This is a genomic window from Metabacillus sediminilitoris, from assembly GCF_009720625.1.
Classification (GTDB): Bacteria; Bacillota; Bacilli; order Bacillales; family Bacillaceae; genus Metabacillus; species Metabacillus sediminilitoris.
Window position 1 is genome coordinate 4,400,039 of the sequence record NZ_CP046266.1, and the last position, 15,782, is coordinate 4,415,820.

Here is a 15,782-nt window from a genome sequence, read left to right on the forward strand (position 1 = left end):
TACTTTTCGTAAATTAAAGCTTAAAATACAACTCTAATTTTATGTTTTCTTATTTTTCACTAACATATGTAATCAGCTTACGGTTGTATATTATATCACTTGAAAAAGATAATGACCATGAAAACTATTGAATATTAATAATGTCTAATCTTTTCAAGAGTTATTCCAACAATATTTTATAGCAAATTTCTTTAAATATGTTCGCCAGTTATCAGTATTCGTTACACCTTGATCGACTAAATTGTTCAATTTCATATCATGCGGAACAAAAATTTCACTAATACATAATAGCTGATCTAGTACTGGAAGTGAACGTAAGAAGACAGTATGATCATTATATTTCATATCCTTCATCATCGTCTTAATCGTACAATGTTCACCAGTTACTATTTTCTTTGCAAATATATGATTTCCCTCTGATTTTATTACTTTAAAAGGTTCAAGTACACTTGCCATAAAAAGTGCATGGACAATCGAATGTAATGGATGTGTTCTATGCCCATGCTCTGCATATGTTTGGTACATTGTTTTACCTTTAATCGTTATATAATCGAACGTAAACCAATCGAGAAAAAGCTGCTCTTCTATTTTAGAAAATATATGGGCGTGCCCACATCCGACTATTTCACTAAATATATATTTTGCCTTTACTTTCTCTCTAATGTTTACATATCGATTTACATAATTTTGGATTAATTCAACCTGCTCAATTATAAAAGCAGACTGCTGAATTTCTTTTTCCTTACGCATTTTCTGAATCGAAATAATATTATCCATAATTCCCCAACTTTTTAAAGCAGCCTTTGCTTCCATTCTTAACTTGCAGCTTTGAACTAGTTTTATTCATCTGTTCAAAATCCAATTAATTGGCGCTGCTTTCATATAAAGATTCTAATTGATCTTCAGAAATGAGGATATCTCTTGGTTTACTACCTTTATTTTCAGAAATAATACCTTGAATCTCCATCATATCAATTAGTCTTGCAGCACGATTATAACCAATGCGGAAATGTCTTTGAAGAAGTGATGTTGAAGCACCGCCTTGCTGTACAACAAATTCACATGCTTCTAGAAATAATTCATCCTCTTCTGCCTGAATATTGGCCTTTTTCACTAATTCATCCTGGTGAAATAAATAATTAGGCTTTGATTGGCGTTTTACATGTTTAACCACACGATCAATTTCATCATCTGTAACAAAGGATCCTTGTAACCTGACAGCTTTCGATGAACCATTCTCTAAGAAGAGCATATCTCCTCTTCCAAGGAGTTTTTCTGCACCATTAACATCAATAATTGTTCTAGAGTCTACCTGAGAAGAAACAGAAAAAGCAATTCTTGTCGGGATATTTGCTTTAATTAAACCTGTAATAACATCAACAGACGGTCGTTGTGTTGCAACGATTAAATGAATTCCACATGCTCGTGCTTTCTGTGCAATTCGACAAATTGCTTCTTCTACATCACTAGGAGCAACCATCATGAGATCTGCTAACTCATCGATGATAATCACTAAATAAGGAAGATGTTCTCCTTGTTTATGCTCTTTTACAAGTTGATTGTAACGGGTTATTTCTCTAGTGCCTGAATGAGCAAAAAGTTCATAGCGGCGCTCCATTTCCTCCACAGCCCATTTTAATGCAGCTGTTGCTGCTTTTACATCCGTAATAACTGGACTTACTAAGTGTGGAATATCATTATATGGCGCCAATTCAACCATTTTCGGGTCAATAAGCATGAGCTTCACTTCATGTGGTGTAGACTTGTACAACAAGCTAACTAAAATTGTATTAATACAAACACTTTTACCCGATCCAGTTGCACCCGCAATTAAACCATGGGGCATTTTCTTTAAATCTGTAACCGCAGGCTGACCTGCGATGTCTAGTCCTAACACAGCTGTCATTGGTGAAGGATTCTCTCGAAATTCTTTACTTCGTAATATCTCTCTCAAGTAGACAGTCTTACTTATTTTATTCGGGACTTCTATACCTATTGTATTTTTCCCTGGAATTGGTGCCTCAATTCTAATATCTTTAGCAGCTAGGCTTAATTTTATATCATCGCTTAAATTTGTAATTTTATTTACCTTTACACCTGGCTCCGGATGTACTTCGAACCTTGTCACAGACGGGCCTTGTGTCACGTTTACAACACTTGCTCGAACATTGAAATTACTTAGTGTCACATCTAAAAGTTCCTTCTGCTCATTCAACCATGTATGATCTTCCACTAATTCATTTTCAGGTACATTTAAATATGAAAGCGACGGAAACTGATAGCTATCTTTTCTAGCTGGAATGCTTTGCTTATCTCTACCAAACATCAGCACGTTGAAAGGATGAGAAGATTTTGCTGTTGAATGATGGTTTATTTGTTTTTTTCTTTCAACTGTTTGTTCATCTTGGTGAAGATCACCAGAATGATGATCGGTTGGAGAATTTGTTTGTAAAACAGGTAATTTGTCATTTGACTTCTCTACAGTTTTATCAACGAGATCGATTTCATAATCCGTTTGATCAATAGGTTCAATCTTTTCCAGATTACTTTCTTCTAGATTGTATATTCTTTCCTTATGTTCTGACAAATCGATATGAACCTTTTCAATAGCTTCATAATCTTCAACAGCTAATTCCTCGTCATTATTTAAAATGATGATTTCTGGATGTTCTTCATATTCCGCCATATCCGTGACTTGTTCATTTACAATTCTTATCTCTTCATTTATTTGTAACTCTTCCTCTTCTGCCATTTCAACAATATCTAAATGCCCTTTAGATTCCATTGAATCAAGCTCATCAATCGTGTAGCTCGATTCAATGGACATTTTTTGCTCTTCTTTTTCATTCTGTCTATCATCTACATAATAATTGGTAGAATTCTTTTCAGCACCATGATCTTGTTGAATGTCATTTACGACGAAATCTGAAAGCTTCGCCTTTTCTCCTGTGGGAATATATTGATCATTGACAGAATATATTTTATCTTTAGGTTGATGGATCTTCAGTGAACTTTTCTCTCGTGACTGAAATCCAAAAACAGGAGACGGAATCGCAGTTAGTTGAAAAGGCCGTTTTGGTTTCTCATCATCATTTTTCAATCTCTCATCTCTTGTTCGATTATTTGTATGGTTGGTAAAAGAAGCTATATTTCCGTTTTGCTTTTTCTTATCGTATGTACGTGATGGCTGTCTTGGACGTTCGTCACGGAAAGTTTGTTTCTCATCTGGTATCATTGGAAATTTAAAATTCCCCTTAGGGTATTGATAAGAAATCCTTGCTTCTGCTATTTGATTTGCTCCACTTTGAGCACCCTCGGTTGAAGGGTTGTTAAGGACGTTTCGCGGGATATTATTTGTAGATTCAGGTAAAACATCGTCCTTTTGCTCATCATCTTTCAGATCATCTCCAGATAAAAAGGAGACTAGCTTAGTTAACCAATTCATTTTTATCACTCTTTCAACAATTCAAAATATCATCTATCCTATTGTAACAATAAATACTAGTTTTGTAGACAAAAGTAAAAGTAGTTTTAGTAAAATAAAAGAAAAAAAGAGGATAACCGATTTTATCAATGCTCCATTAGGATAGATACATTATTCGGTCGCCTCTAATTATTTTCTTTTATTTTCCTATTAAATCATTCGATCTATGAAAGGAGTTTATGGGTGTTTCCTCTTCCCGCTTAATCGGAAAGTAACATTCTACCCTTTCATAGGTTAAAGCGGAGCTTTAGGATAGCTGCTGTTGATGACATGATGTTCCGTGAGGGAAAGGGTGTTTGTATGACATTTCGAGCATGACAAGCCTAGCTATCAAACAACAGGTATAAAATGTTTTTACAGCTTTATTTATACGGTTTATTTTTCCCTAAAATAAAGATTGGTTCCAGCTGTTTATTTTCATATAAAAAAGACAAAGCCGTAATAGGGATTGTTCCACTTGCAAAAAAGCTCATTGTTAGTTGAGCAAGGATATCATAGCCTGTATCATTTCGAACATCTACGATAATAAGTACATCTTGGTGCGGGACAGCTACTGCCATTTCCCCTTCTATTTTATCTTCAAATGACTGAAGAAGATTTTCATTCAGGATGCGGCTTGCATCATAACCATCATTTGCATTAAAAAAATAAAAAATGTTACCTGCTACGATGTCTTCTTTTACACTTGTCTCTAATGACCTAATATTAAATAATGAGATTTCTTTTAATTGCTCACTAGTCCAATTTTCTTTTTTCATCATATTTTCATCTATTAATCGATATGTATTTCCAAGATCTAACCCATAATAGATTCTAGTTTCTGCTGTATGCTCGCTATAACACAGCTTAATACCTTCATTCGTTTCAGTAGGGAACGAGGTAGATCGAATCACTGGAAAAACGGACTTTTCTTTTCCTGTCAACTCTTGTTTTTCATTCATAACGGTTAACGCTTCTTCTACATAATAAACAACTTCATCAATTGCTTTTTCCTTTGATGTTTCCCATTTCGCAATGATGCCTGGTAACGATAAGGTAACTCCTTTTTTCGTTGCTGCATCCTCAACTCTTAACATATCTTTCTTACGATCAAATTCAAACGACCATTGTGTTTGTTGCAGCTTTTCTTTTAACATCTCCACCATTTTTCTTGAAGTCATTTTCATGTTTTGTTCCCTCCTTTCTATTTTATTAAAAGTAATTAAATAGTAAGACTATTGATAAAGTCTTGAATTTGTTCTTGTGTTTTACGGTCTTTGTTTACAAAACGTCCGATTTCTTCTCCATTATGAAAAGCAACAAAGCTCGGAATACCAAACACATTTAAAACTGCACATAAATCGATAAACTCGTCGCGATCAACGTAATAGAACGTATACTTGCTATTTTCTTCTTCTAATTGGGGTAGAATTGGTTCTATCACCCGACAATCTGGACACCAATCTGCCGAAAACATTAAGATTGTATTTTCACCTTGAATAACTTGTTTATATTCATCCATTGATGTTAATTTCTTCATAAAAATATCCTCCATTTTCTATCATTGATCTATAGTATAAAAAAACCCTAGGTAAAAACCAAGGGTTAAGGTTTTTTTATTCAAATCTTCATACTTTTTTCACCATAAAGTTACAAAGTAGTAGATTTAATCCTTTTTAGTTAATATTGTACTGATGCTGCAATATCCATCATATTCTTTGCTGAATCTGAAACTTTATTCGCCTTTGACACAGTTGTCAGCTTTGTTCCACCAATTCCAACTGTTACTTCATACTTATTTTTTTCTAGCTTATTAACAAAAAGATATCCGAACCGATCATTATCACTAAATGTTTCCGAAATGAAAGGTTTTTGAAATTCTTCTGCTAAAGTATCATAGGATATTTTACTATTTTTCTTCTCATTTTCATTTACAAACAATATATAATCTTGATTATCTTTTTCAAGTAATACATTAAATTTATTTGTTTCTGTCACAGAAAAATCATCAGGCAAGTAATAGGAAAACAACGCTGTCTTTTCATTTGCTTTTTTAGGTTTACTCTCAAATTCTTTCTCCGTTTGCTCTATTGTTGTTTGTGTTAATTCTTCATCTGATATTGTACAACCTACTAGGGCAAGCACCATGAATAAAGTTATAACAAGAATAAATTGCTTCACATCATACCTCCTCAATTTAGTGTATCATACAGGTATCTTTTTTAATTGACAAGAATCACTACTTACATCTTCTGAAGAATGATGTTATAGAAGTAGTTTGACATTTATTATTTGATATGTTGGTGTTATTCATACAGGACCAAAAGCTTATCTATCTTTCATTCTGTTACTTGAAAATAGAATGCACAAAAAGAGCGCTAAACATTTTAGCGCTCCTTCTTATTAGCTTGATCTAAATGCTGCATTTTTAATTATGGCTTTTTTCGCAAACTTACCAAGTTCAGATACTAGATTCCACGGGGCGGGCGGTGAGCATCCTCGGCATAAACCCTGCATAAGTCTCACAATCTGCTCCAATCAACCTTAAAGAGATTTCCCTTTTAAAAGCAACAATCTCTTAGAAATAAGCCCTAATTATTTACCTCGTTTATGTAAACGATAAGCAGCCAGACCATTGCCTTGTTCATATAAGAATTGTCCTACAAGTAGTTTAGAGAGTTGTGTAAACATTTCAGTTCGATCGACAGTACCATTGGTAAATATTCCGATGGCACCTTCATTTTGGCTAACATTTTTTTTTGCAAATTGTTCCATGATATCTCCCAATTCTTTACCAGCAAAGACTTCATTTCCTATTTCCTCAGGAATTAAAATCCTTGCTCCTCCTGCAACAATCGGCTGTAGCTGTTTGTCAATAATTGCACCCCAATTGCATAAGAAGATACCCATTTCATTTTTTACAACCCCACCCTCTAAGCCTACACCGATTTGTGCATTTTCTGCTTCAAGAGCGTTTTTGGCACGATTTATTGCTCCTGTCATTGTTTCTTCGTCAGTTAAGGGTTGTGCTGAGACATTAGACGATACTTTTGTAGCTATAAATTCTCCTGATATATACGGGGCAAATGCCGATTTCACAGCATTTACCTTTGTTGGATTTTTCGTTCCAATTGCAATAAGCAAAATCTTTCTCTCCAATTTATTTATGAATTATTTTTTATTGTTGCAACAGTTGTTGCATCACAAGCTTTTACGAGACAGACAAGCAATTCTTTTGCAGCAGCATAATCATCAACATGCATAATTGAGCCTGAGGTGTGAATATAGCGCGAACAAACACCGATTACGGTTGAAGGGACACCATGATTCGATACATGCACACGACCTGCATCTGTTCCTCCTTGGGATACAAAATATTGGTATGGTATCTGATTTGTTTCTGCCATATCTAGAACAAATTCTCTCATGCCGCGATGTGTTACCATAGAACGGTCATAAATACGTAATACAGCTCCTTTTCCAAGCTGCCCGAATTCTTTTTTGTCACCACTCATATCATTTGCAGGCCCTGCATCTAAGGCGAAGAAAAGGTCTGGCTTTATCATATTCGCAGCCGTTTGTGCTCCTCTTAAGCCCACTTCCTCTTGAACAGTTGCTCCAGAATATAAAGTGTTAGAAAGTGTTTCACCTTTTAGTTCTTTTAATAGTTCAATTGCAAGCCCACAACCATAGCGGTTATCCCATGCCTTAGCAAGAATTTTTTTCGGATTTGACATTGGTGTAAAAGGACAAAGCGGGACGATTTGTTGACCTGGCTTAATCCCAATCTTTTTTGCATCGTCTCTGTTATCAGCACCGATATCAATTAACATATTCTTAATTTCCATTGGCTTTTTACGTTGTGACTCACTTAATAAATGTGGCGGGATCGAACCTATGACACCAATAACTGGGCCATTATCTGTAATAATTTGAACGATTTGAGATAGCAGTACTTGGCTCCACCAGCCGCCAAGTGGCTGGAAACGCAGCATGCCATTATCAGTAATCGCAGTAACCATGAAACCAACTTCATCCATGTGACCTGCAACCATAATGGTTGGCTCTTCTTCCTTACCACGGCGGACTCCAAAAATGCTTCCTAATTTATCTTGAACAATTTCATCTGATAATGGTTCAAGCTGTTTTTTCATAAACGCTCTTACTTGGTGTTCGTTTCCTGAAGCACCAGGAAGCTCTGTTAAGGTTTTAAATAACTCTAAAGTTTCATTATTCATCATTAACCCTCTTTTCAGCGAATTTCTATCTATCATTAGTAATACAATGTTTTATGTACATCCAAATCGTTATACTACATAACATGCTATAATGTGTTATAAATACATTATGCATAAATATAACGCGAGACTTATCGGATCTTTACAGGCAGTTAGCTCCACTACAAGTTTCTTTGTTTCTCTCTAACTCAAGATAGGTTTTACTGACTGTTAAGAATGGAATAAAATATAATCCAAACAATAAAGGAGTGACATGAATGAAAGGCAAATATTTTTTACTCGGCTTAGGACTTGGTATTGCAGCTACATACATCCTTAAAAACCAAATAACACATAAGTCAATCTCCTCAGAAAAAGCATTAGATCTTGTTAAACAAGCATTTAAAGAAAAAGGGCCTATTGATGGTTCCTGGATTTATACAATTCCTGAAACATTTGAAAATGAACATTTATCATATGAAGTTTATAAAGCTGGTGTTTCCCGTACTGTCAGTGATCAACTAGAACAATACGAAGCTTTTGTTGATGTCAAAACCGGAACCATTATACATGTTGAAAAAATTGCCTAAATAAGAATTTTTATGAGTTAGTTAAGGGCTTTGTTTTCATAACATGCCCTTTTTCAGTTAAAAACTATTGTCTTATACGTTCAACCTTTTCTACAATATCACCTTGATTATTCCATTTTATTCCTCGATAAAAAGCATCATGATAGAAAATAAACCACGCATGATGATCTTGTGCAAATTTAAGCCATTTCTGTTTTCCTGCAATTGATGTCATTGGGTAATCGTCATAAGCTAATACCCATAAAGGATTTTTATGTGCATGTGTAGGCATTAAATCCGCCATATGAACGACTGTTTCACCACCGTCTTGGATCATTACGATACTATGTCCGTTACTATGTCCCCCAGTATGGTGCATCCAAAGGCCATCTACTATTTCTACTGATGTCTCAAACGTTACAACTTGCCCATCAATAGCTTCCCAATTTTCTTTCCAATATGTATTTCGTGAGCGAATGTTTGGATTTTTCATTTCTTCCCATTCGATCACTGAGGTTATAATTTTCGCCTGAGGAAATACAGAGATTAATTGTTCATTCTCCCATTTAGTTAGTCCTGATGCATGGTCAAAATGCATATGTGTCATGAGAATATAATGAATATCGCTCGTTGTGAGGCCAAGCTTAAGTAATGATTGTTCAAGACGTGATTCCTCTTTCACTCCATAATTTCTCAGCTGTTTTTCAGTTAGTTTACCAGACCCAATTCCCGTTTCAACGAGAATATTCAAGCCATCTTTTTGAATAAGTATTGGATCAGTCCGTAATTCAATTTGATTTAATTCATTAACAGGATATTTTTTAGACCAAAGTGGTTTTGGCACAACCCCAAACATCGCCCCACCATCAAGATATGTTACTCCACCATCTAACCATGTAATCTGTGTCTGACCAAATCGTAATGTCTCCATAACATCCCCTCCCAACTTTATCTTATCATAAAGCGAGACTTGAATCATTGGGGGTTTCAATGATTCTTAGCGAGACTTATCGGATCTTTACAGGCAGTTTTATCCACAACAAAACTTTTTTCTTTCTCCTTTATCTAAGATAAGGAACGAACTTACTGCCTGTTATGATGGGATAAAGCGAGACTTGAATCATTGGGGGTTTCAATGATTCTTAGCGAGACTTATCGGATCTTTACAGGCAGTTTTATCCACAACAAAACTTTTTTCTTTCTCCTTTATCTAAGATAAGGAACGAACTTACTGCCTGTTATGATGGGATAAAGCGAGACTTCAATCAGGGGTTTTACTGATTGATAGCGAGACTTATCGGATCTTTACAGGCAGTTTTATCTACAACAAAACTTTTTATCTTTCTTTAAATCTAAAAAGTTTTACTGCCTGTTATGATGGGATAAAGCGAGACTTCAATCAGGGGTTTTACTGATTGATAGCGAGACTTATCGGATCTTTACAGGCAGTTTTATCTACAACAAAACTTTTTATCTTTCTTTAAATCTAAAAAGTTTTACTGCCTGTTATGATGGGATAAAGCGAGACTTCAATCAGGGGGTTTTACTGATTGATAGCGAGACTTATCGGATCTTTACATGCAGTTTTATCCACAACAAAGCTTCTTTCTTCTATATCTAAGATAAGGTCCTACTGCCTGTTATGATGGGATAAAGCGAGACTTCAATCAGGGGTTTTACTGATAGCGAGACTTATCGGATCTTTACATGCAGTTTTATCACAAAGCTTTTTTCTTTCTTCTATATCTAAGATAAGATTCTACTGCCTGTTATGTATGGGATAAGCGAGACTTCAATCATTCAGGGGGTTTTTCACCCACAATAGAGCGATAAAATTAACAAAAGAGAACATAAAAAAAGAAATGACATTTCTATCATTTCTTTTCATCGTTACTTATGGCATTATCTTCATTCTTATACTTTGCTTCTACACGATAAATTCGTTGCCCTTTACTTGAAAACTTTTCTTCATATTCGGTCATGATGTTTCCTTCAAAATGACTGTTATGAAGGTCAAGACTTAGGAATTTAAGCTCTAAACCGTATTCGGAGAAGCTAATTAATGAATATTCAAATAATCCTTGATTATCTGTTTTAAAATGAATTTCTCCGCCTTTTACAAGGATTTTCTCATACAAAGATAAAAAACTTTTATATGTTAACCTTCTTTTAGTATGACGCGGTTTTGGCCATGGATCGGAAAAATTCAAGTAAATACGGCTTATTTCATTGTTATCAAAATACTCAGCCAAATCTTTCGCATTAACATTAAGCAATTTCATGTTTGGCAACTGCAGCTCTACAACTTTTTGAAGAGCGGCTACAATAACACTATCAAATAATTCGATACCAATATAATTAATATCAGGATTTTGCTGTGCCATCCCTGTTAAAAATTGTCCTTTACCAGTACCGACTTCTATATGAATAGGGTTGTTATTTCCAAATATTTCGTGCCATTTTCCTTTATATTGTTCAGGATTCGCTATGGCATATTGTGAATGCTCGGCAATATACTCACTTGCCCAAGGTTTATGACGTAAACGCATGAAGACACCTCAATTGAATTAATATCGCTCTAAAAGATAACATGAATTAAGTATGTATGCAAGATCAGAAATTCGAAAGGCTTAGATCACCCCTACGTCTTAATTAGTTTTTTATTGTTACGATCAGTAAAGAAAAGGATCCTCATCGCTTAACACACCTTGTCAACTTATGCACCTGAGCTACCTATAAACTCGGAAGGACTGACTATACATATAGTCAGTCCTTCTATATTAAAATCGATTATTCTTTATCAGTTACCTTCGTATAAATCTATCATAATAAAGACAAGTTATATTTATATCGGTTAATGAAAGGATGTGTTTATTATTCCAATACAATATCATGATCAAGTTAGTTTATTAAAAGATATATTATCAGATCATCAAAGTGATTGTTGTGGTACAGTTGCAGAGTGCGAACAGCTTGAAAGAGTCATTAAATCACTAATTGGGAACTCAAACACTGATCAACATGTAAAAGGAATTCTTGAAGATATTTACACTTACAGTCAGAATGGAAAAAACTCAACTTCACTTGATCAGCATATTGAGTCGCATCAAGACCAATTGTCTCAATGGATCCAAGATATTGACTCATATACTTAATGTCCGTTCATTTTACCAAGCATCATTCTAATACGCTCAATCCACATTTGTTTATCTTTTTCATTATTTTTTGCATGGTACAATAAAACGGAAATTAATGCCTGTAAAAGCACATACCAATACATTCTTATTATCAGGTGATCATTTAGCTCTAAACCATAAGCCGAAAGCCAGTCTTTCCAGTCAGTTTCGTCTATGTACCAATATAACAGAAGGCCGATATCATAAGCTGGATCAGCGATCATCGCTCCATCCCAATCTATTAAGTAAAGTTGATTTGTTTCTGTTAATAGCCAGTTATTATGATTAACATCTCCATGGCATACTACATGGTCATCACATTGAACATCGGGAAGCTTTTGAATTAAAGCTGTAAGAGCTTGTGTTATTTCCGGCTGATCTATTTTTGCAAAGGCAACTGCTTGCTGTATATCTTCAATTATGAAGTTAGGAGTGAGTGGTTGCTTTCCTAATCGTCTTAACATATCCAGTAACTCTTTTGAGTGGTGAATTTTTTTTAAGAGTTCGGCAACATTTTGCCCTTTCATATCTCTTGGTTTTAACTCCCGACCGTTCAGAAGATGTTGTGCTGTAACAACATCACCATTCTCCATCCGCTTTGTCCAAACTAGCTTTGGAACGATTCCTTCTGCAGAGAGCACAGCTAAAAACGGTGAACTATTACGCTTTAAAAAAAGCTCCTGTCCATCACGTTTTGCAAAATAAGCTTCACCTGTCGCTCCACCAGCGGGAGTAATTTTCCATTCATCACCTAATACTTGTTCCAACCAGTTCTCGTTCAATTTCAACCCAACATTTCATATAAGAATTTAATAAGAAAAGCGCAGGCGCCATGAGCAGGCCTCAGGCAATTAAGTCACTGATGAATAGTAGGTTCTTACCTTATTCATATAACGGCTTATGCTTTAAGGACTAGGCGCTGGAGCTAGACACGAACACTAAGTACATTTTATTTATCAAAAGTAAGCTCAGGTACTTTGTCAATCCTCCATCATCTAAGATGCATTCTTATTAGAAAGCAAAAAATAATATATGGCTCTGGATTATTCGCTTGAGCTAATAGACTAACATTTCATCATCAATAATCTTCATTTTGAAATAAAAAGGATCGCTATTGGTGATAATTGAAAAATGCACAATAGCCATCCTTATAAATTTTATCCTCTTATAATAACCTTAGTCAAGCAAAACTGAAAAACCTAGTTTTTATAAAAAACATACGTACCTAATTTGTTTATATTTATAATATTTTCTAAGTCAATTGGATCATGAATGGAAACTTTCTCCGGATTTACAACCATTCTCCATTTCCCATTTGGAAGGGCAATTGTAATAGGATGATTGAGATGATGATTATGAACGACGTAAATAAAACGCCATGGGCCAAAATGATCAACTTCCTTTAATTGATAGCTGAGAAGCTGTGGATAGTGCTCATTAAATGCCAAATGTTTTTTTATCAACTGTGCAGTGGGTAAGCGAAATGCCCCATGGAGTTTTCTTAGCTGTATCAAACCCTTCACATACTCAACATTTTCTTTATGAACAGAGCGAGAATTCCAATCAAGCCAATTAATTTCATCAGGTGAGTTATAACTATTTTCCACACTTTGCTTCGTCCTAAAAAACTCCTGACCAGCATGTATGAACGGTACACCTTGTGAAAGGATTACTATACTTGTTGCAAACCGATGTCTCATCTTTCTTATTTCTTCCAATTCTGCTGATGAATAGGAGAGAAATCGATCCCACATTGTATGATTATCATGTGATTCAACATAATTTATCGATTGATTGGGTTGTGTAAACAATGTTGGAGATCCACCAATAAGTCCTTTCATTTGATTAAGTTTCTCTTGATTGCCATATACAAATCCATAATCTTGAACGCTAAATGTACTTCCTTTTATGACATCGCGAAACTGATCATTAAAAAAACTAATTGAGGGGATCTTATTTGCATTATGAATTGTTGCTTTCTTATCTAGTGGCAATGGTGTATTTAAGTCCCACCCTTCACCTAATAAAATGGCATCTGGCTTTAGTGAATAAATCTTGTTTTGTAATTCACTCATTGTCTCTACATCCAATATGCCCATTAGATCAAAACGGAATCCATCCACATCGAATTCATTTATCCAATAGCTAGCACAATCTACAATAAATTTTCTTACCATTAATCTTTCTGAGGCAAGGTCATTCCCGACACCAGTACCATTAGATGCAAAGCCATTTTCATCATATCTAAAATAATATCCTGGCACTAATTTTTCAAATGGTGAGTCTTCTTTTGAATACACGTGATTAAATACCACATCAATTATCACTCTAAGATTATGTTGATGAAGAGATTGGATAACTGACTTTAATTCGATTATTCGCTTATAAGGATCATTTGGGTCCTTTGAATAGCTGCCTTCCGGTGCGAAGAAATGGAGTGGATTATATCCCCAGTTATAAGACGAAAGCGGTTTTGCTTCATCTACTTCTTCAAAATCATTTACAGGCAATAATTCTATATGTGTGACACCAAGTTCCGATAAATAAGAAATTCCAGTTGAATCACCATTCTTATTTTTCGTATTATTCTCTAACCAAGCTTCGTATTTTCCCTTATTTACCATTCCGCTATCTTCATGGATAGAAAAATCACGAATATGAATTTCGTAAATAACAGCATCTGTCTTATTCTCAAATCTTGGCAGCCTTACAGGAGGTACCTTAGTTTTTTCTTTATCAATTATGACCCCAAATTCACCATTGATTGAAACGGCAATCGCATATGGGTCTACTACTTCGCACCACACTAAATTGACGCAGGCAAGATAAGTGTAATAGTATCCCTCATAATTACCATCCAATGTGATTGACCAAGTTCCTCTTTCACAACGCACCATATCATGCGTACAATATTCCTTTTTGTCTTGTTGATACAATCTCACTTTAACAAAAGTTGCAGTAGGAGCCCACACTTTAAAAATCGTTTGATCTTTTCTGTAAACAGCACCAAGATCGTTTCCTCTATATTCAAATAGCTTATCAAATTCTTTTGTACGAATGACCGCACCAATTTGAAGATCTGTTTTGTTTCCGGATTCATCAACAATCATATAAGTTTGACCAAATTGTATGTTACTTGAAAGCTGACAAATATATTTCATATGTGTATCAATATTCATTTTATGCTTAATGACAAGTTGTTCATTACGTTGATTTATTTGTAAATAAAATGCTTTATTTGGACTTTCCAAAGCTTTTGGAATGAGAATTGCAATTTCATCTATTCGATCTAAAAAAGCTTCAAATTGCCTGCTTATTTTTAGCAATCTAGCCACCCCCAACTGAGCGTCTGTTATTTAATAAGAGCCACTCGGTCTTTTTGAATTGAAACTAAAACCGGACTCTCTCCAATCATTTCTCCATCAGCTTGAACTAGTAAAGGGCTTTCAGAATGAATGGTAATTGACTTGCATGCGAAGGTCTCAATTGATTCAGCCTTCATTTTTTTACTGCTATTATTTAAAGCAATTAATTTAAAAAGTTTCCATCGACTTATGTTGCTTACAATAGTCACATCTAAATTTCCATCAGTTGGTTTTGCATTTGAAGCGATTTTCATTCTCCCATGATAATTAGCTATATTTAATATTGAAATGAACCATACATTTTGGTAGGTAGAAAGCTCACCATCCACTTTCACAAACAATGTAAACGGTTGGTAATATGATAACACCTTTACTAATGAAATAATAAATCCCATATACTCCAAGTGCAGCCTGGCCATGAGCTTATTATTCACATTACTTTTTAATGCCTCTTTGACCTCTGCATATAAGCCAATCTGTATGCTCTTTATAAAATAATGACCATTTTTCTTCCCTTCTAAACGGAAGTTTCCAAGGTAGAATTTCTGTAATGGTTTTTTCAATTTCAGTAATATATCCCTGATTTCCTTAACCGGATGAGTTGGCAGCTGAAATCCTCTTGAAAAGTCATTCCCACTTCCTGCATTAATAAACCCTATTTGTATATTAGAAAATGTACTTAACCCATTTACAATTTCATTGATTGTTCCATCTCCACCCACACCGATAATCGTTTTCAAATGATAATTCTGTAGTGTTGCAACTTGTCTTGCAAGAATTTCTGCATGACCATGGTATTCAGTATAAAAAGAACGATATGAAACTTTCTTTCTCGTAAGCTCTTTCTTCACTTTATTCCAAACTTTTTTCGCTTTACCATGACCTGCAGCAGGGTTAATGATAAAAAATAGTCCATTCATTATTTATGCCCCATTATATTTTCATATTATGTACGTGTCTTTATTGTGTTCATATTAATAGCAGAAGTACCT

General features: G+C 34.8%; 14 protein-coding genes. 2 read left to right on the forward strand and 12 right to left on the reverse strand.

The window, feature by feature from the left end; all coding sequences use genetic code 11:
- Positions 1-153: 153 nt before the first annotated feature.
- From GMB29_RS21165 to GMB29_RS21195, 7 genes are all read right to left on the reverse strand, one after another.
- On the reverse strand, positions 154-777 hold the full coding sequence (locus GMB29_RS21165) for a hypothetical protein (protein WP_136352073.1): 624 nt from the start codon (positions 775-777) through the stop codon (positions 154-156).
- 85 nt (positions 778-862) lie between these two features.
- On the reverse strand, positions 863-3,445 hold the full coding sequence (locus GMB29_RS21170; RefSeq protein ID WP_136352074.1) for a DNA translocase FtsK: 2,583 nt from the start codon (positions 3,443-3,445) through the stop codon (positions 863-865).
- Positions 3,446-3,846: 401 nt separating this feature from the next.
- Positions 3,847-4,650, reverse strand: coding sequence for a DUF1444 domain-containing protein (locus GMB29_RS21175; RefSeq protein ID WP_136352075.1), 804 nt, complete (start codon positions 4,648-4,650; stop codon positions 3,847-3,849).
- Between the two features lie 35 nt (positions 4,651-4,685).
- Positions 4,686-5,003 carry a thioredoxin family protein gene (locus tag GMB29_RS21180; RefSeq protein WP_136352076.1) on the reverse strand — a complete coding sequence of 106 codons (318 nt, stop codon included), beginning with the start codon at positions 5,001-5,003 and terminating at the stop codon, positions 4,686-4,688.
- A gap of 140 nt (positions 5,004-5,143) precedes the next feature.
- Positions 5,144-5,644 carry a hypothetical protein gene (locus GMB29_RS21185; RefSeq protein WP_136352077.1) on the reverse strand — a complete coding sequence of 167 codons (501 nt, stop codon included), beginning with the start codon at positions 5,642-5,644 and terminating at the stop codon, positions 5,144-5,146.
- 414 nt (positions 5,645-6,058) lie between these two features.
- The gene (locus GMB29_RS21190) at positions 6,059-6,607 is read right to left on the reverse strand and encodes a DUF84 family protein (protein WP_136352078.1); all 549 of its coding nucleotides are present in this window, start codon (positions 6,605-6,607) and stop codon (positions 6,059-6,061) included.
- A gap of 20 nt (positions 6,608-6,627) precedes the next feature.
- On the reverse strand, positions 6,628-7,701 hold the full coding sequence (locus GMB29_RS21195; protein ID WP_136352079.1) for a M42 family metallopeptidase: 1,074 nt from the start codon (positions 7,699-7,701) through the stop codon (positions 6,628-6,630).
- A 257-nt stretch (positions 7,702-7,958) separates the two neighbouring features.
- On the opposite strand from GMB29_RS21195, the gene GMB29_RS21200 reads away from it, so the two are divergent.
- Positions 7,959-8,270, forward strand: a complete 312-nt coding sequence (locus tag GMB29_RS21200) for a PepSY domain-containing protein (RefSeq protein WP_136352080.1) — start codon at positions 7,959-7,961, stop codon at positions 8,268-8,270.
- 64 nt (positions 8,271-8,334) lie between these two features.
- Here GMB29_RS21200 and GMB29_RS21205 read toward each other — a convergent pair whose 3' ends face one another.
- Complete coding sequence (locus tag GMB29_RS21205) at positions 8,335-9,180, reverse strand: YtnP family quorum-quenching lactonase (protein WP_136352081.1); 846 nt, start codon at positions 9,178-9,180, stop codon at positions 8,335-8,337.
- Positions 9,181-10,123: 943 nt separating this feature from the next.
- The gene (trmB, locus tag GMB29_RS21210; protein WP_136352082.1) at positions 10,124-10,798 is read right to left on the reverse strand and encodes a tRNA (guanosine(46)-N7)-methyltransferase TrmB; all 675 of its coding nucleotides are present in this window, start codon (positions 10,796-10,798) and stop codon (positions 10,124-10,126) included.
- A 327-nt stretch (positions 10,799-11,125) separates the two neighbouring features.
- Here trmB and GMB29_RS21215 point away from each other — a divergent pair, with 327 nt between their 5' ends.
- Complete coding sequence (locus tag GMB29_RS21215) at positions 11,126-11,404, forward strand: YtzH-like family protein (protein ID WP_136352181.1); 279 nt, start codon at positions 11,126-11,128, stop codon at positions 11,402-11,404.
- On the opposite strand, the gene GMB29_RS21220 is transcribed toward GMB29_RS21215, so the two are convergent.
- The 3 genes from GMB29_RS21220 to GMB29_RS21230 form a co-directional block, all read right to left on the reverse strand.
- Complete coding sequence (locus GMB29_RS21220) at positions 11,401-12,213, reverse strand: phosphotransferase family protein (RefSeq protein WP_196305201.1); 813 nt, start codon at positions 12,211-12,213, stop codon at positions 11,401-11,403. The genes GMB29_RS21215 and GMB29_RS21220 overlap by 4 nt on opposite strands.
- A gap of 411 nt (positions 12,214-12,624) precedes the next feature.
- Positions 12,625-14,751: a type I pullulanase gene (pulA, locus tag GMB29_RS21225; RefSeq protein WP_136352084.1), complete on the reverse strand. Its 2,127-nt coding sequence runs from the start codon at positions 14,749-14,751 to the stop codon at positions 12,625-12,627.
- A 26-nt stretch (positions 14,752-14,777) separates the two neighbouring features.
- Positions 14,778-15,710, reverse strand: a complete 933-nt coding sequence (locus GMB29_RS21230; protein ID WP_136352085.1) for a diacylglycerol/lipid kinase family protein — start codon at positions 15,708-15,710, stop codon at positions 14,778-14,780.
- Between the last annotated feature and the right edge of the window lie 72 nt (positions 15,711-15,782).